The following is a 17,601-nucleotide window of genomic DNA, read 5'->3' as shown; positions in this document are numbered from 1 at the left end:
CAAGGGTTCGGTTATGGCGTTCTGGGCTGATGAATGCAAGGCTCAGGCCTTGGGCGGCTTCGGTTTCCTGGGCCGCGGCAACTTCTTCAGCTCGTCTGCCGCCTTCTCGAACTCCGCATCGATGGGCTTTGGCAGCGCAGCCTGCAAGGCGCGATACCGCGCATATTCCAGCTCTGCCTTGGCTTTGGCCGACTCGGCAGAAATCTTGCCCGCGTGATCCAGCAGATTGCGGCCGGAGATTTTCAGAAACTCGTCCAGCTTCGTCATCCAGTTGCGCATCGTCATCGGCTTGCGCTCCAGTGCCTGGAGTTCGGCATATTCGATGTAGAGGTTGACGATGCGGTTGAGCACCTCAAGCTCGTCTGCCGTGAGGTAGTTCTTGGCCACCGTCACGTCGTCCTTGCGCACGATGCCGCCGGGCCGCGTGGTTTGCAGGCCCATGAAAGCTTGCGCCGCATCGGCTCGCGCCTCGATCACCTCGGCGGCAGTGTGGCCGTGCGTGGCCCAGTGCATCTTGTTCTGCACCGTAGCGAAAAACTGCTGTGAGGCTTCGGCGTCCGGCGTGTAGTCCACGCTCGTTGCGTAGATGTCCAGCACCTTCTGGTAGAACCGCCGCTCGGACGAGCGGATGTCGCGGATGCGGGCCAGCAGTTCGTCGAAGTAGTCCAGTTGGCCTTTGCCGGGCGGGTTCTTCAGCCGCTCGTCGTCCATCGCAAAGCCCTTGACGAGGTATTCGCCCAGGCGGGCCGTGGCCCACTGGCGGAACTGCGTGCCGCGGTGGCTGCGCACCCGGAAGCCCACGGCCAGAATCGCCTCCAGCCGGTAATGGCGCAGCGCGCGGCTGACCTGCCGCCCGCCCTCGGTACGAACTTGTAAGTAATCCTTACAAGTTGCTGCCTCGGTCAGCTCGCCCTCGGAGAAGATCGCCTTCAGATGCAGGGTTACGTTCTGCGGCGTCACCTCGAACAGTTCCGCAATCTGCGCCTGCGTCAGCCACAGCGTCTCGGCCTCAAAGCGGCACTGCACCCGCGTGCGCCCGTCCTCGGTCTGGTAGAGGATGATTTCGGACTGCGGCAGCGGCGCGTCACTCACGGCGCCCCCTTGGTATTGAGCTTCGCTCCGAGCCGCTTCCGCGCATTGGCAATCGACTGGTTCAGCTTGGCTTGCAGTTGCTCGCGCGGCGGCAGCACCGTGAGGTATTCGGCAACGTGGATACCGCTTTGATCCAGCTCCAGCAGTTCAATCTGCTCCTGCTTCTTTCCGGTGCAGAGGATGATGCCCAGCGGCGGGTTTTCGCCGTCCTCCTGCTCGTGCCGGGCCAGCCAGCGCAGATACAGCTCCATCTGGCCTTTGTATTCGGCGCGGAACTCGCCGATTTTCAGTTCGATGGCCACCAGCCGACGCAGCTTGCGGTTGTAGACCAGCAGGTCGATGTAGAAATCATCGTTATCAATTTGCAGCCGCTTTTGCCGCGCCACAAAGGTAAAGCCGGCGCCCAGTTCCAGCAGAAACTGCTCGATCTCGCGCAGGATGGCGTCTTCCAGATCCCGCTCCAGGTAGCGGTCGTTCAGGCCCAGAAAATCCAGCACGTAAGGGTCTTTCAGCAGCAGCGCCGGGTTGGGCGGCTCGCCCTGGCGCAAGGCCGCAAGATCATGGGCGATGGTTTGTTCCGGCTGTCTGGAGATGGCCGAGCGTTCAAACAGCAGGCTGCCGATGCGCTCTTGCAGTTGGCGCACACTCCAATGCTCCAGCCGGCACAGCTCCACGTAGAAGTCGCGCTTGAGCGGGTCATCCACGGCCGCGATCAGGCGCAGGTGCGACCAGCTCAATTCGGCACACAGCGTGTGCACAATCGACTCGCTGCCAAACACCTCGGCAAAGCGCAGGCAGTTGCGTAGCTGACGCACGCCCCAACCCTTGCCATACGCCGCCGTCAACTGCAGCGACAAGCCCGCGACCACCGCCGCCCCGTACTCCGCCCGCTGATTGCCCAGAATGTTGTGACGGATGCGCTGGCCGACCTGCCAATACAGCAGCGTGAGTTCGGCATTGACCGCTATCGCCGCCCGCTGCCAGGCACCGTCAATAAGCCGTTTTATTTCAAGCAGCAAATCAACCTGTGTGGGGACAAGAGCGGTCATAACAACCTCGTCTGGCCGGTGAGGAGTTGCTGCATCATCTGGCTGTTGAAGCTCAGGCCATCGACGATCTCCAGCACGTCGCGCAGCGTGTAGCCGGAGCGGAACTTGTTGACCACCTCCGAGAAGATTTCGCCGATCTTGTATTCGAGCGTGTCGGGGCTGTCGGTGGCCTCGCGGAATTTCTTGAGGTAGGGGAACAGCTCGCGGTTGACGAAGTCGACCAAGTCGACACCGGTGAGCGCCAGCTTGTCGTCGAGCTTGCCGTCCTTCTTCGGGGCGGCCCAGGTCTGCCAGCGGAACTTCGCTTCAAGGATCGGTGTGTACTGCTGCCCTTCGAGTTCGGCCTTGTCCGCGCGCTCGGCTTCGAGGTCGTCGAGGTACTTGAGGAACAGCACCCACGAGGTCTGCTCGGCGTAGTCCAGCTCCGAGGCCAGCCCCTCGTCGTTCCGGAGATCGCGGTCGATATTGTTGAACGCGTTTTCAAACATTGAGTTGGCTCGTTGTGTTTTTGTTTAGCGTAGGAGTCAGCTTAGCGAGCGTCCCAGAGAGAGTTTGACAGTCTTAACCTGTTTATCGCGAAGTGTTCCTGTACCGACGGGTGGTCCGGCAACCGCCCGACTGTGACGAAAACTACGCGCGCGCTAAGGAGCCTCGGCGACTCCCATAGGTGTTTTCCCAGGATGAATGCCGAAGTGTGCTTGCCGGGTTGGTAGGAAGCCCGGTAACTCATGGCGAGCCTGCTCTACGGTTCCAGGCTGCGTCTCACCGGATGCCTGACGATTCGGGGCACTCTGAGTTGGGATCGCGTTTCAGACTTCACTTCCGCGCCCACAGAACGAAGCCTCGTCTGACCGTGTTTCAAATCTTAGTTACCCGCACAAAAAGTCGAGATATGGAGCATGAGTGGTGGGCCCGCAGGGACTTGAACCCTGAACCAAAGGATTATGCTTACCACTTCGGCTTTCGCCGCCCCTTTCGGGTTCGTGGTCTGGACTATACCTTCCCATTACGGGCCGGCCGTCTAGTCTCTACACCTTCCCCGGTGCTTGGGGCTTGGCTCGGTATCGGCCAGTCATCGCGACGTGGCGTTCACCGACTTTGACCGGTTCTACCGTCCGCCAGAGTCAACTTGGCCGATGGCAACCCAGATGGGAGCAACCATGCGCCATGACGGCGTTTAGGCTCGCTCCCGTTAAGTCCTCTGCTCTAACCAATTGAGCTACAGGCCCTCGGCGCCAATTTTACCTCTTTCGTCGTCAGAGCATCGAAGCGGAGCCGGCTTCGCGGCACCGACCGGCCACAGGCACCTTCCGTCGGCAGACAGCGCGGGGGCGGCCAAAGCCTGCTATTGCACAGCGGCAAAGCGGGGTTTCAACCCGTGGGTGGGCGGGTGGAGATCGAGGATGAGCAAAACCAGTGCGGCGCTACAGGAGCCGCTATACGAATCGGAACGCACGCGTATCAGCCGTCGACGCCAGGCGCCGGCGGCAGAAGACCGTGTCGTCTGCAAGGAATTTTTGGGGCCGCAGGGCGCTGAGCGCTCGCGCCACGAGCGGCGCATCCTGGAACGGCTGGCCGGCATGGCCGGCGTGCCGCAGCTGGCGGCGCAGCCGGCTGCCGACGATGTGCTGCTGCTGCAGGAGCCGGAGGCGTTCGCCGGCGCCCGGCCGCTGAGCGGGCTGCGCCCCGAGGTCGCCGAACTCACCGATATCGCCCTGCAGCTGGCCGGCATCCTGGCCGAGTTGCATCGCCGCGGCGTGGTGCATCGCGACGTCAATCCCGCCAACATCCTGCGCTCGCCCAGCGGCCACGTGATGCTGATCGATTTCGACCTGGCGACCACGTTCACGCAGGAGCGCCTCGGCTTCGTGGCGCCGAACCAGATCGCCGGCACGCTGGCCTACATGGCGCCGGAGCAGACCGGCCGCACCGGGCGCTCGGTGGACGCGCGCGCCGATCTCTGGGGCCTGGGCGCGATGCTCTACGAACTCGCGACCGGCCGCCTGCCGTTCGCCGACCTCGATCCGCTGGAGCTGATCCGCGACCTGCTCGCGCGTGCGCCGGTGGCGCCGATCCGCTTGCAGCCGGCGCTTCCGCAGGCGCTGTCCGACATCATCATGCGGCTGCTGGAGAAAGAACCGGACCGCCGCTATCAGAGCGCCGAAGGCCTGCAGTACGACCTGATGCTGATGCGTGATTCGCTGACCAGCGACGCGCCGGAGCCGCTGGTGCTGGCGACGCGGGATTTCCCGCTGCGGCTGTCGGCGCCGTCCGAACTGATCGGCCGCGAAGCGGAGCTGGCCACGCTGCGCCAGGGCTTCGAGGACGCGGTCGGTGGCCGCAGCCAGGTGCTGCTGGTCGCCGGCGCGCCGGGCGTGGGCAAGACCGCGCTGATCAACGAACTGCGTCCGCTGGTCGCCGCCCACCACGGCTGGTTCGTGTCGGGCAAGTTCGACCAGTATCGCCAGGACGTCGCCTCCGACGCGGTGCGCCAGGCGCTGGAGGCGCTGTGCCGGCTGATGATGGCCGAGCCGGAGGCCGAGCTGGTCGCGCTGCGCTCGCGCCTGCTGGCGGCGCTGGGTACCAACGCCGGGCTGGCGGCAGCGGTGCAGCCCTTGCTGACACGCCTGCTGGATGCGCAGCCGGAAGCCCCGGAAGCCGCGATCGAATTCAATTCCGCGCTCGAAGAGCGGCTGATCCAGTGCGCGATGGCGCTGCTTCGATCGTCGGCATCGGCCGAGCGGCCGCTGGTGATCTTCATCGACGATCTGCAGTGGGCGGCGGCGACGCCGCTGGGCTTGTTCGAAGCGGTGCTGCTGGACCCGACGCTGCGCGGCGTGCTGCTGGTGGGCGCGTACCGCGACGCCGAGCTGACGGCCGGGCAGCCGCTGACGCAGAAGCTGCAGCGCTGGCAGCGGCTCGGCCACACGCCATTGCTGCTGCATCTGGACAATCTGCCGCAGCAGCAGCTGGACGCGCTGGTCGGCCGCATGCTGCGCCTGCCGCCGGCCCGAGCCTCGGCGCTGTCGCGGCTGATCGCCGAACGCACCGATGGCAACCCTTACGACACCGTCGAGCTGCTCGCCGGTTTGCGCCAGGACGCGGCGCTGGTGCCGGACCAGGGCGGCTGGCGCTGGGACGAGAACGCGATCCGCCGTTTCGTCGGCCAGGGCAACGTGCTGGATGCGCTCGCGGCACGCATCGCGCGGCTGCCGGCATCGGCGATCGCGCTGTTGGAAACCCTGGCCTGCCTCGGCGGCGAGGTGTCGTACGAGCTGCTGCAGGCGGCCAGCGGCCTGTCCGAAGCCGAGCTGGAACGGCAGCTGCTGCCGGCGCTGGAAGACGGCGTGCTGACACCGGCCGAGCACGGCGCGCTGCGCTTTGCCCACGACCGCGTGCAGCAGGCCGCCTACGCCCGCCAGCCGGCCATCGATCGGCAACAGACGCATCTGCGGCTCGCGCGCCGGCTGGCGACGCTGCCGGTTCACGCGCCGGCCGCCGCCGAGCAGTATCTGGCGGCGGGCGATGCGCTCACCGATGCGCAGGAATGGCGCCGCGCCGCAGCGCTGTTGCAGGCCGGCGCGGCGCACGCCCAGCTGCTGGCCAACCACGTGCGGGTCGAGCGCTATCTCGATGCCGCGCTGCAGCTGCTGCTGCGGCTGCCGCAAGCGGACGACAGCCTGATCGCGCCCTTGCAGGCAGGCCGCCATGCGGCGCTCTACAACCTCGGCCGGCTCGACGATGCCGACGGCGTCTTCGCCACGCTCGCGCCGCTCGGTGCCGAGCCTTGCGCCTGGGACGAGGCCGCCTGCGTGCAGGTGAGCAGCCTCACCAACCGCGGCCGCATTCCGGATGCGCTCGCGCTCGGCCGGCAGGCGCTGCTGCGGCTCGGCCTGCCGGTGCCGCCGCCGGAATCGCTGCCCGGCGCCATCGAAGCCGGGCTCAAGCGGATCTACTACTGGAGCAACCGCGAGCCGCCGGCTACCGCGGAGATGAGCGATCGGCGCGTGCTGGCCACCGCGCGCATGATCAATCGCCTGATGCCGCCGTCGTTCTTCGGCGACCAGGTGATGATGGCCTGGCTGGCTACCGAAGCGCACCGGCTTTGGACCGACTACGGCCCCTGCGCGGCGCTGATCGGGCCGCTGGCCCACGTGCCCTTCGTGATGATGGCGCTGCGCCAGGACTATCGCACCGGCGACCGCGTGACCCGCCGCGTGCTGGCCTACGGCGAGGCGCGCGGCTATGAGCCGGAAACCTCGCAGGCGCGGTTTCTGTTCTCGCTGGGCAGCGGCCACTGGTCCGGCTCGCTCGAAGACAACCTGCAGCAGGCACAGCGCGCTCACGAAGGGCTGATGCGCGGCGGCGATCTGCAGAACGCCTGCTTCACCTATTACGTCTCGATCCAGATCATCTTCGACTGCGCACCGCGGTTCGAGAGCGCACTGGCGGACGCGCAGGCCGGGCTGGCCTTCGCCGCGCGCACCGGCAACGACCAGGCGGCAGCGGCCTATCTGGCGTGGCGGCAGCTGTGCCGCTCGCTGGCCGGCAGCACCACCGCGCCCGGCAGCTTTGACGATGCCGATTTCGAGCAGGCGCGTTATCTGCAAGGCCTGGCGCTCAATCCCACCGCCGCCGCCAACTTCCACATCGCCCGCGCCATCAGTGCCGCGATTTTCGGCCACACCGACGATCTGCTGATCCACGCCGCCGCGGCGATGCCGCTGCTGCCCTACATCCAGAGCACGCCCGGCACCGCCACCGCGCATCTGCTGCAGGCCCTGGCCTGCGCCGAGCGCACGCGCAGCGGCCCTGTCGGGCAGCGCGCCGAGGCCGCGATGGAACTGGACCGCTGCGTGGACTTTCTGGCGGATCGCGCCGCCGATGCGCCCGCCAATTTCCTGCATCTGTCGCTGCTGGCTCAGGCGGAACGCGCCTGGAGCCGCGGCGACACCTGGGCCGCCGCACGCGCCTTCGACGGCGCGCTGCACGAGGCGCTCGCGCGCTCGCGCGTCTGGCATCGCGCACTGATCGCCGAGCGCGCGAGCGCCTTCCACCTCGAACAGGGGCTGACGCATCGCAGCCGGCAGCTGCTCGCCGAGGCTTATCGCGAATACCGCGCCTGGGGCGCGGCCGCCAAGCTTGCCGAGCTGGAACGCGGCCATCCTTTGCTGCAGTCGATGCACCAAGCGGGGCCCACTCGCTCCAGCCACGGCCCCCATTCCGGCTCGTACTCGCAAACCACGGACGAAGGCAGCGTCTCGGTCGATTCCATCGACATGCTGGCGGTGCTGCGGGTGTCGCAGGCGCTCAGCTCGGAAACCAGCATGGCGCGGCTGCGGCTGCGCCTCGACGAAGCGCTCGGCGCGATGACCGGCGCCTCCGGCGTGCAGCTGGTGATGCGCTCCGAAGCGTCCTCGGGCTGGGCGCTGGTGCGGGCCACGGATCGGGGCGCCGACATGCTGGCGCTCGACGAGCCCGAGGCGCTAGCGCTGCTGCCGCTGTCGGCGCTGCGCTACACCGAGCGCAGCGGCGCGACGCTGCTGGTGGAAGACGCCACCCGCGACGACCGCTTCGCGCACGACCCGTATCTGGCGACGCTGCAACGCTGCTCGCTGCTGATCGTGCCGGTGCTGATGCAGGGTGTGATGCGCGCGATGCTGGTGCTGGAGAACCGGCTGAGCAGCGCCGCGTTCTCGGCCTGGCGCCTGGACGCGGTGCAGCTGGTCGCCGGCCAGCTCGCGGTATCGCTGGAGAATGCACTGCTCTACGCCTCGCTGGAGCGCAAGGTGATCGAGCGCACCCAGGCCCTGGAGTCCGCCAATCTGCGGCTGGAGACGCTCAGCCTCACCGACGAGCTGACCGGGCTGCCCAACCGCCGGCGCTTCACCGAAACCCTGGAGTGCGAATGGCGGCGGGCGCTGCGCATGCGCCGCTCGCTCGGCATCGCGATGATCGATGTCGATCACTTCAAGCGCTACAACGATCTCTACGGCCACCCCGCAGGCGATGTCTGCCTGAGCGGCGTGGCCGCGGCGCTGGCCGGCAGCGTACGCCAGGGCATCGATCTGGCGGCGCGCTACGGCGGCGAAGAGTTCGCGCTGATCCTGCCGGACGCGGAAATGCACATGGCGCTGCCGCTGGCCGAGCGCAGCCGCGCCGCCGTCGCCGCGCTGGCCAAGATCCACGGCGGCGCGGATCGCGGCATCGTCACCGTGAGCATCGGGATTGCCGTGCTGGTGCCGGCCGAAGACCAGACCGCTGCCCGGCTCGTGAGTTTGGCCGACGCGGCCTTGTACGAGGCCAAGCGCCAGGGACGCGACCGCGTCGTGGTAGCGCCGTCGTAGGTCGGCAAGCCCTGGCCGACGTGAGGCAGTGATTGCGCATCGTAGGGTGCACGTCGGCAAGGTATTGCCGACCTACGGGTGGTTCCAGCGGCGGCGGCTGGGTACCATCATGGGCTTCGAGCTTTTCTCTGGAGTTTTACCGATGAACAAACCGACCCTCCGCAACCGGCCGCTGGCGCGGCTGATCGGCGCCGGCCTGGGCCTGGGCGCGATCGGCGCGCAGGCGGCAGCACCGACGTTTCAGGCCACGGACCTGGCGTCGGGCTATACGCTCGCCTCGGCGGATGATGCGGCCGCCTCGAAGAAGCAGGCTGAGCACAGCTGCGGCGAAGGCGGCTGCGGCGGTGACATGGGCGGCGCGGCCTCGGACAAGAGCGCGGATGCCAAGGCGGCCGACGCCAAGGCTGCGCAGAAAGTTGCGAGCGAGCAGCAGCCTGCGCCGGCGGCCAAGAAGTAGCAGCGCGCGCAGCGACCCGATGACGGTAGCGGCCGGACTCGGCCTGCGGCGGGCTTTGCTCGATCCGCTGGCGCAGGCCGATGAGGCACTGGGCGCGCCGGACTTTCTGGAGGCCGCGCCGGAAAACTGGATGGAAGTCGGCGGCGCGCTCGGCCGGCGTTTTCGCGCGCTGAGCGAGCGCTATCCGCTGCGCGCGCACGGCCTGGCGCTGTCGATCGGCGGGCCGGCCCCGCTGGATCTGGACTGGCTGCGGCGCCTGCGCGGCTTCCTCGACGCGCACGATATCGCCGACTACAGCGATCACCTGTCGTTCTGCAGCGACGACGGCCAGCTCTACGAACTGCTGCCGCTGCCGTTCACCGACGAGGCGGTCGAGCACCTGGCCGGGCGCGTCGCGATCGTGCAGGACGTGCTGGAGCGGACCATCGCGCTGGAGAACATCAGCGCCTATGCACGTCTGCCCGGAGAACTCAGCGAAGCGCAGTTTCTGAATGCGGTGATCGAGCGCGCGGACTGCGATCTGGTGCTCGACGTCAACAATGTCTACGTCAACGCGATGAATCACGGCGAGGACGCGAGCGCGCTGATCGACTCGCTGCCGCTCGGCCGGGTGCGCGGCCTGCATGTCGCCGGGCATCAGCTGCAGGCCGACGGCCTGCGCATCGACACGCATGGCGAGGCGGTGATCGCGCCGGTGTGGGCGCTGCTGGATCATGCGTATGCGCGCTTCGGCGTGCTGCCGACCGTGCTCGAGCGCGACTTCAATCTGCCGCCGTGGCCGCAGCTGCTGGCAGAATTGCAGACGCTGCGCGCGCATCAGGCGCGCGCCATGAACGAGCCGATGCATGTCTAGCGCAGCCGCGACGGCGCTCGCGAAAACACAGTACGCACTGACGGCCGCGCTGCGCGATCCGCAGCTCGATGCGCCCGACGGCGTTTCGCCCGCGGCGCTGCAGGTTTACCGACGCCTGGTCTACAACAACATCGAGCGCACGCTGGCCGGCACGTTCCCGGTGCTGCGCTCGATCTGCGGCGATGACGACTGGCATGCGCGCCTGCGCCGCTTTGTCGCCGAACATCGTTGCCAGAACCCGGAGCTGCGCCATCTGCCGGAAGACTTCATCGCCTGGCTCGACGCTAGCAGCCTGTCGGGCTTGGCAAGATCTACTGCGGCTTCGGCCCGCTGCGCCCAAGCTGCGGGCGCCCTCGTCAAATATGACTCGATATTTTCCTCAGTCGCCCACAGCTTGGACACAGCAGGCCAAACCCTCGCTACGATCTCCCAAGCCCGACAGGCTGCTAGTGCCGGCGAACGCGGCGGCGATCCGGGCTGGATCGCGGAGCTGTGCCATTACGAATGGGTGGAGCTGGCGCTGGCGAGCGATCCCACGGAGCTGAAAGCCGAGCTGCCGTTCTCGTTCGAGCGGCCGCCACAGCTGTCGCCGCTGGCCTGGACCTTGAGCTATCGCTACCCGGTGCATCGCATCGGCATGGAGCATCAGCCGCAGAGTGCGCCGGCCGATGCGACCTATCTGTGCGTGTACCGCAACCGCGGCGACGAAGTGCGCTTCATGGAGATCAATGCGCTGACCTTGCTGCTGTTGCGCGCGATCGAATCGCAGCCCCAGCTCAGCGCGCGCGATCTGCTGCAGACACTGGCCGTCGAACTCGACAACGCCGATCCGGACGCGATCGTCGAGGCCGGCTCGACGCTGCTCAACGGCCTGGTCCAGCGCGACATCATCCTGGGTTCGCGTTCTGCCTGAATCTTGCGTGGCATCAGCGGTCCACAAGCCGACGCGATGGAAAGACCAAGGATGGTCGATTGATTTCAGCGATGCGCCCCCTGCCGTTTTGTTGTGCCGCCGCGCTGCTGCTCGGCTGCGCTGCGGCACCCCCGGTCCCCGACAAGGCTCCCGACACCCGCGCGCCGCAGCTCAGCATCGGCGGCGTCATCGCCGACCGCGACGCGCCCAGCAGCAACTGGATCGACAGCCGCGTCAGCGTTGCCGGGCCGCTTGATCTGGTCAATTACCAGGCGGGCTACGCGATCCAGGGCGGCGACCTGCTGCCGCGGCTGGCCGATCATCCTCAAACCGCGCCGCTGCTAGCGGCGCCCTCGCAAATCGGCGGCGGTGCGTTCACGCAATCGGTGGCGACGGCGCTGCCCAGCGTTGCCGGCGGCAAGCCGAGCCTGAGCTTCAACACTGTCGACAGCAGCACGCTGACCTCGGCCGGCGATACGCAGCGGCGCGAGCAGCACCAGGCGCAGCTGGCGTGGACCACTTCGCCGCTGAGCCTGCAGCTGCAATGGGCCGCGACCCAGCGTAGCGTCGCGGACCCGGCGACACCGCTGGATTGCAGCCTGGGCGGCAAAGTGCAGCTGGGCCTCGGCGTGCTCGGCGCGGCGGACCAGTCGCTGCAGTTCGGCGCGCGCAGCTGCAGCGTCAACGCCCCAGATCGCGTTGCCGGCGGGCTGGGTGTCGACAGCTGGAGTGGCGCCTGGCAGTTTGGCCCGGCGGATCGATCCGGCCGCCTGCGATTCACGATGCTCGAGACACTGCCGTCAACGATGCAGCAGAGCACCGGCCCGGCTGCCTCGGGCTATGAACTGCAGCTGTCGCAGACCCGCTCGGCGGGCCCCTGGACCGGTGACACCGCGGTCGGTGTGCGCCGGGTCACCGAGATCGATGGCGCCGAGGCGGGCCAGTGGGTCGCACAGGCGAATCTGCGCCGCGAAATCGCCAATGTCGCGGTCACCGCCGGCTGGCAGCGCGACGCCGATCCGCTGTGGTACGTGCCCGGCGCCGCGAGCCCGGTCGACCAGGTCGCGGTCGGCCTGGATCTGCGCTCCTGGCTGCAGCAGCGGCTGGGCTTGTCCAACCTGGTCAACGCGAATCTGAGCTACCGCTGGAACGAGAGCGCCGACCCCAATCTGAGCGGCGGCGCGGTGTACTGGAATCTCGCGAAATCCTGGTGAGGCGCCAAGTCGAGGCCCGCCCGCTTCATGGCTTGCGCGCCGCGGCGGGTTCGGCCCCGACGCAGTTCCTCAGATCGACGGACTGCGTGATCAGCGCGGTGCCGTCGAGCCGCCACGGGCTGATGCAGGCGACCTTGCTGGCGATCTCGACGGCGGGCCGGGTTTCCAGGCCGGCTTCCCAGGCCTGCAGGCGGCCGTCGTCGCCGGCGCTGTAAACCGTGACGCCGTCAAGCGAGAACGCCGCCGCCGACACCTGCCCGGCGTGGACCGCCAGTTTCTGCAACAGCTTGCCGTCGTAGCTGTCGGCGACGTCGGCCAGGCCGTCGAGCGCGCCGGTGACGACGAAGCGGCCGTCCGGGCTCCAGTGCGCGTCGAAGATCGGGCCCGCGTGTTCGCCCAGCTTGAGCAGGCGATTGCTCCGCGGCTCCCAGATCGAAACCGAAGATCCGCCCTGCTGCAGCAGCACCCGCTCGCCGCTGCGCTCGAACTCCGCCTTGAAGCAGCCGGTGGCGCCGTCGATGCTCAGCTGCCGGCGCTCGCTGCCGCGCAACGAAACCCAGCGCGCCGCGCCGCTCTCGTCGTCGGCCATCGCCACCAGCGCATCGGATGCCGGCGCAAACTTCAGGCAGCCGACGGGTGGGTCGCTCGCTGCCAGAGACTCGCTCAGCTCGGTGGTCAGCGAGGCCAGCGCGATGGTCTGTACGCGGTGCTGCACGCCGATCGCCAGGTGCGTCGAGTCCTCGCTGAAATCCGCGGCAAAGCGCGAGTCCATCGCGTAGTCCGCCAGGCGCCGGCCGTCGTCGGTACGCCACAGATAGCCGTGGTTGGAGCGGTCGGCTGCGAACAGGTAGTGCCCGTCCGGGCTGATCAGCAGCTTGGAGATGAAATGGCCCGGCAGGTCGAAACGCTGCAGCGACCGGCCGCTGGCAAGATCCCACAGCTCGATGCGGCCGGAGACGTCCGCGGCGGCGGCGCGCTGGCCGTCCGGCGTCGCCGCGACCACGCTGATGGCCGCGCCCTGATCCGCCAAGCGCCCGACCGGCACGAGATCCCGGCCGTTCCACAGCAGCAGGCGGCCATCCGGGCCACCACTCAGCACACGGCCGTCGGACAGCTGCGCGAAGGCCACCAGCGGCGACCACCAGGTGGGCGGCTGACCGACGCGCGGGCCATGCCAGGCGCTGGCCACCGGCCGGAAGCGCTCGCTCCAGATCGCGATATGGCCGTCGGGGTCGGCGCTCATCAGCTGCGCGCCGCTGCCGGTGAACAAGGCCACGGTGGCGTCGACGTTGAACGTGAACAGCGGCTTCGAGCTGATGACGTCCGACACCACGGTCTGGCGCCATTCGACCCGGGCCAGCTGCTCGCCGTCGGCGCGCAGCGAGCTGGACGCAAAACGGTTGCTGCTGCCGCTGGCATAGACCAGGCTGCCGTTGTCGGTGCGCCAGACGCGCTCGCCGTCCGATCCCAGCGTCAACAGGCGCTTGGCGGCGGCCGCAAACTGCATCTGGTAGATCGGCTGGGCATGGCCGCCGGCAAACGCGATGTGGCCGTCGGGTACGGTCCATCCGCGCATGGCGCCGTCGACGCCATTGGCCACCAGCACATCGCCCGCCGGCTGGAAATCGATACCCATGACGGTCTGGCCCAGGCCAGTCAGGCGCAGCACCGGCCTGTTGTTGCCGGGCTCCCACAGCAGCACGCTGCCGTCGCGGTAGCCGGCGGCGAGCCAGCGGCCGTCGGCGCTGAAACTCACCGCGGTGGCCTCGCTACCTTCGGCGCCGGGCGCGGACCACGCGGCGCCGCCGGCCAGCGGCCACACTGTGGGCCGGCCGTTCGGTGCGATCGCCAGCAGCTTTGAGCCGTCGGGGCTGAAAGGCACCGTCACGGTGCAGTTGAAATTCGCCATCGGCACCTGCAGCAGGCGCGCGCCGTCCGGCAGCGACCAGACCTGCAACAACGCGGCGCCGCCATCGCTGGGGACGGTGGCGAACATCAGCCGGCTGCCGTCGTCACTCAGCAGCGGGCCGCAGAACGCCTGGCTGCTTGCGAAGTCCGGAACTGGCAGATGCGCCAGCTCACGGCCGGATGGCTGCGACCAGACACGCAGCTCGCCGGAGCTGGACAAAGTGACCAGGCTGCGGTCGTCGCGGCTCAGCGCCATCGCGCGCACCGACTCGCCGTTGTCGATCACCTGGGTCAGCGCGTCGATCGGCTGCATCGCCTGGCGCAGCATGAAACGCAGCGCCGGCGTGTCGACCCCCTGCCGATAGGCCTCGGACAAGTACACCGCCGCGCGCATCTGCGCGCCGGCGAGCAGCTCGCCGCGGCCATTCTCGACCAGTCGCGACAACGTCGCCGCACGCTCGCGCGCCGCGTATTCGCGCTGCTGCAGCACCAGCGCCGAAGCCGCCAGCGCAGCGGCCGTGGCGAGGCCGAAGAACCAGGCGAGGCGCAGTTGCAGCAGGCGGCGGCGTTCGCGGCGCAGCAGCTCGTCGAGACCGACGTTGAGCAGGCCCGAGACCAGCTTGATCCGCGCCAGCGATTCGCCGTCGCCGCTACGCCGCGCATCGGCGGCGATCGGCTCGATCGGCGTCCGCGTGGAACTGTCGGCGGCATCGTCGTCCCAGCGCAGCGCCGGCGGAAAACATTCATGCGCCGGATCGACGGCGTTGGGCTCGCCGTCGACGATCAGCGCGAGCACGCGATCGGCGCGGCCCATGGCCTTGAACTGGCGGATTTCCTCGTTGACCCAGTGGCTCGCTGCGGCCTGCGGCGAGCACACCACGATCAGATAGCGCGACGCGAGCAGCGCACGATTGATGACGCCGCCGAGTTCGGCCGAACTCGGCAACTCGTCGCGGTCACGAAAGATCGGGAACAGGCGGCGCGGCAGCGCTCCGGCCGGTGACGCGCGGCCGACCAGGCGGCGCGGCACCGAGTAACGCTCCAGCCAGCGGCGCAGCTGCTCCGCCGCACGCGCGTCGTGATGGCTGTAGCTGATGAACGCCCAATACCGGTACGGCTGCTCAGACAAATGTCCCCCTCGCCGCTAAGGTGCCGCTTTTTTCGCCCCGTATCGAGTGTGGACAGCGTAGCTGCGCGCGTCTATCGGAATTTAGCGATACGAACTCAGCTCGTAGGTCACTGTACTAGACTGCAGTGCAAGGCCAAGGCAATCGACGCGAAGTGAATTCGGCGGAAAGCAGCGACATCGGCATCAGGCAGTGGCTGCTGTTGCGGCGCGGCTACGCGCGCGCGGGTGCCGACGCGGCGCTGCTGCTCGGTGGCACCGGCCACCTGCTGCTGTCGGCCGACGAAGAAACCCACACCACCGCGCACCTGCTGCGGCGCGTGCTGCCCGACATCCGGCGGCAGTCCGCCGCCGGCAAAGTGGTGCTGATGACCGGTGCCGCGCCGGGCATCGACCTGGTCTTTCATCGCAGCGCACTCGAATGGTTTCAGCGCCATGGCGTCGCCTGCGCCAGCGTCGCGCTGCTGCCGGTGCCGCCGGAATGGCTGTATCGCGACTGGATCCTGCGCGCCGAAGCCGAGGGCCAGAGCTTGTCCGACGACGTACGCCAGCGCTGTCACGCGGCGATCATGCGCCTGCTCGAAGAAGCGCAATGGCGCGTGACGCTCTACGACGCGCACGCCGCCGATCTGGACGTGCTCGCGGCTTCCGCCGAATGGCGCACCCAGCAATATCGCGCGCTGGCGGCCTGCCTGGCCGAGCAGTCCGACGTGCTGATCGCGGTGCTGCGTTCGCAAAAACTCGGCGAACCCGGCGGCACCGCCGAAGTCGTGGAATGGCGCCGCCATCCGCAGCGGATCCCGCTGCCGTTGTCGACGCTGGCGCCGGATGATCAGCACCGCAACCATCATCGGCCGCTGATCGTGATCGACCCCGGCGTCGCCTTCACTGATACCGACGCGCAGCCCGCGCGCGACGCCGGCCCCGCCAACGACGAAGCCGCCGCGGTGCTGGCGCAGGCCGAGGCGGCGATGCGCGACGGCAACGACCTGCGTTGCCACGACCTGCTGTCGCGGGCGTTGAAGCGCGGCCTGGTATCGCGGCGCATGGAATACCTGCGGCTGCTCGCGCTGGCCAACGTCGGCGGCACCCAGCTCGCGCTGGAGCACTACGGCCGGCTGGCGCTGGAACCGCAGGAGTTGGACGAGGACTGGCTTGCGCTGCAGGGACGGCTGGAGAAAGACCTGGCGCTGGCCGGAGGCGGCGACGCGAGCGCGCATTTCCTGCGTTCGGCAGAAGTCTATTCGGATTCTTTCCGCCGCTGGCGCGGGCCGTACAGCGGCATCAATGCCGCGACGATGCTGCTGATGGCCGGCCAGCCGGCGCAGGCGCGCGATGTCGCGCAGCAAGTGCGGACGCGCCTGGCCGAGCTGCGCCCGGCCTCGGAATCCGAGCAGTTCTTTCATCTGGTGTCGGGCGCCGAAGCGGCGCTGCACCTGGGCGACCAGGCGCAGTGCCGCGAGCGGCTGCAGCAGGCCAACGAGCTGTGCGTCAACGACGTGGTCCGCCGCGGCCGCACGCTGCAGCAAATGCGGCGCCTGTGCGAGCGCTTGGCGGCCGACCCCTCGGTGCTGGCGAATCTGCGCATGCCGCCGCTGCTGCTGCTGCGCCGCCGGCCGGACAGCGGAGCCGCATTGAGTGCCGCGGCGCGCGAACTGCGCATCGAGGCCGATATTCCGCCCGGCGCGCTGGTCTTCATGGCGCTGCTCGACACGGTGGATCTGGATGTCGCCGAGCATCTGCTGGAGCGCGGCGCGCATCTGTATCCGCTGCTGTCGCAACCGGCCGCCGACGCGCACGCCGAGTGGAGCTCGCGCTGGGGCGAAGCCACCGCGGCGCGGCTGCGCCGCGTGGTCGATCGCGCGCAGCGCCTTGCGATCGTGCCCGGCTTCCTCGACGAGGAGGCCGAGTGGCGCGCGCACCAGCTGGCCTGCACCGCACTGGGCGCCGCGCTGCTGACCGCGCTGCGGCTCGGCTGCGAATGGCGGCCGGCGTGGGTGCAGCGCATGGATCAGCGCGTGTTCCTGCGCTCGGGCGAGCCCGGCGAATACGTTGACGGCCCGCCGCCGGCTCCGAATCGGCGCATGGTCGGCATCCTGTTCGCGGACTTTGCCGGCTTCGGCCGCATCCCCGACACCGAGATGCAGCGCTTCTGGCGCGAGGTCATGGGCACGATGAGCACGCGGCTGAGCCATTACGGCCAGAGCGTGCTGCACAGCGCAACCTGGGGCGATGCGCTGCACGTGGTGACCCGGGACGCCAGCACGGCGGCCGAAATCGCGGCCGACATCCTGCAGGCGCTGGACCAGCAGCGCCGCGACCCCAACGGCGTTGCGTCCAAGCTGGAGCTGCGCGTCGCCGCGCACTACGCGCCCGCGTTCGAGGACCTGGATGCGCTGCGCGGCACGCCGGTGTTTTATGGGTCGCAGATCAGCTTCGCCGCGCGCATCGAGCCGGTGACGCCGCCGGGCACGGTGTTCGGCTCGGACGCCTTCGTCGCGCGGCTGATGCTGGAGTCGCCGGATAGGTTTTCGGCCGAATATGCCGGCGAGCTGGAGCTGGCCAAGAAGTTCGGCGCGCACCCGCTGTTCGCGGTCCACCGGCGCGAGCGGCGGTGAAATCAGCGTAGGTCGGCAATCCCT

At 68.5% G+C, this 17,601-nt stretch carries 9 protein-coding genes and 1 pseudogene; 6 read left to right on the top strand and 4 right to left on the bottom strand.

All coding sequences use genetic code 11. From position 1 onward, the window contains the following. Positions 1–42 precede the first annotated feature (42 nt). From JWQ90_RS26365 to JWQ90_RS26355, 3 genes and pseudogenes are all read right to left on the bottom strand, one after another. Complete coding sequence (locus JWQ90_RS26365) at positions 43–1,092, bottom strand: virulence RhuM family protein (protein WP_299698057.1); 1,050 nt, start codon at positions 1,090–1,092, stop codon at positions 43–45. After that, on the bottom strand, positions 1,089–2,141 hold the full coding sequence (locus JWQ90_RS26360; RefSeq protein WP_299698056.1) for a PDDEXK nuclease domain-containing protein: 1,053 nt from the start codon (positions 2,139–2,141) through the stop codon (positions 1,089–1,091). The genes JWQ90_RS26365 and JWQ90_RS26360 overlap by 4 nt, the downstream gene beginning before the upstream one ends. A gap of 38 nt (positions 2,142–2,179) precedes the next feature. Next, positions 2,180–2,629, bottom strand: a pseudogene (locus JWQ90_RS26355) (type I restriction-modification system subunit M N-terminal domain-containing protein); the annotation flags it as partial. A 915-nt stretch (positions 2,630–3,544) separates the two neighbouring features. On the opposite strand from JWQ90_RS26355, the gene JWQ90_RS26350 reads away from it, so the two are divergent. The 5 genes from JWQ90_RS26350 (at position 3,545) to JWQ90_RS26330 (ending at position 11,925) form a co-directional block, all read left to right on the top strand. Continuing rightward, a complete protein-coding gene (locus JWQ90_RS26350) occupies positions 3,545–8,488 on the top strand; it encodes a diguanylate cyclase (RefSeq protein WP_299698054.1) in 4,944 nt (1,647 codons plus the stop codon). Positions 8,489–8,630: 142 nt separating this feature from the next. Next, positions 8,631–8,945, top strand: coding sequence for a hypothetical protein (locus JWQ90_RS26345; RefSeq protein WP_299698053.1), 315 nt, complete (start codon positions 8,631–8,633; stop codon positions 8,943–8,945). A 19-nt stretch (positions 8,946–8,964) separates the two neighbouring features. Next, positions 8,965–9,798, top strand: coding sequence for a DUF692 domain-containing protein (locus JWQ90_RS26340; RefSeq protein WP_299698052.1), 834 nt, complete (start codon positions 8,965–8,967; stop codon positions 9,796–9,798). Then, a complete protein-coding gene (locus JWQ90_RS26335; protein ID WP_299698051.1) occupies positions 9,791–10,711 on the top strand; it encodes a putative DNA-binding domain-containing protein in 921 nt (306 codons plus the stop codon). Before JWQ90_RS26340 ends, JWQ90_RS26335 begins: the two co-directional genes overlap by 8 nt. A gap of 71 nt (positions 10,712–10,782) precedes the next feature. Beyond that, positions 10,783–11,925 carry a hypothetical protein gene (locus tag JWQ90_RS26330; protein ID WP_299698050.1) on the top strand — a complete coding sequence of 381 codons (1,143 nt, stop codon included), beginning with the start codon at positions 10,783–10,785 and terminating at the stop codon, positions 11,923–11,925. Between the two features lie 25 nt (positions 11,926–11,950). Here the strand turns inward: JWQ90_RS26330 and JWQ90_RS26325 are convergent, their stop codons facing one another. Next, entirely contained in the window at positions 11,951–14,962 is a 3,012-nt protein-coding gene (locus JWQ90_RS26325) for a TIR domain-containing protein (protein WP_299698049.1), read from the bottom strand. A 152-nt stretch (positions 14,963–15,114) separates the two neighbouring features. Here JWQ90_RS26325 and JWQ90_RS26320 point away from each other — a divergent pair, with 152 nt between their 5' ends. Next, positions 15,115–17,577: a TRAFs-binding domain-containing protein gene (locus JWQ90_RS26320; RefSeq protein WP_299698048.1), complete on the top strand. Its 2,463-nt coding sequence runs from the start codon at positions 15,115–15,117 to the stop codon at positions 17,575–17,577. The last annotated feature ends 24 nt before the right edge of the window (positions 17,578–17,601 follow it).

Source organism: Hydrocarboniphaga sp., from assembly GCF_028291725.1.
In the GTDB taxonomy this organism is placed as follows: domain Bacteria; phylum Pseudomonadota; class Gammaproteobacteria; order Nevskiales; family Nevskiaceae; genus Hydrocarboniphaga.
This window is presented reverse-complemented; position numbering and strand designations above follow the sequence as displayed.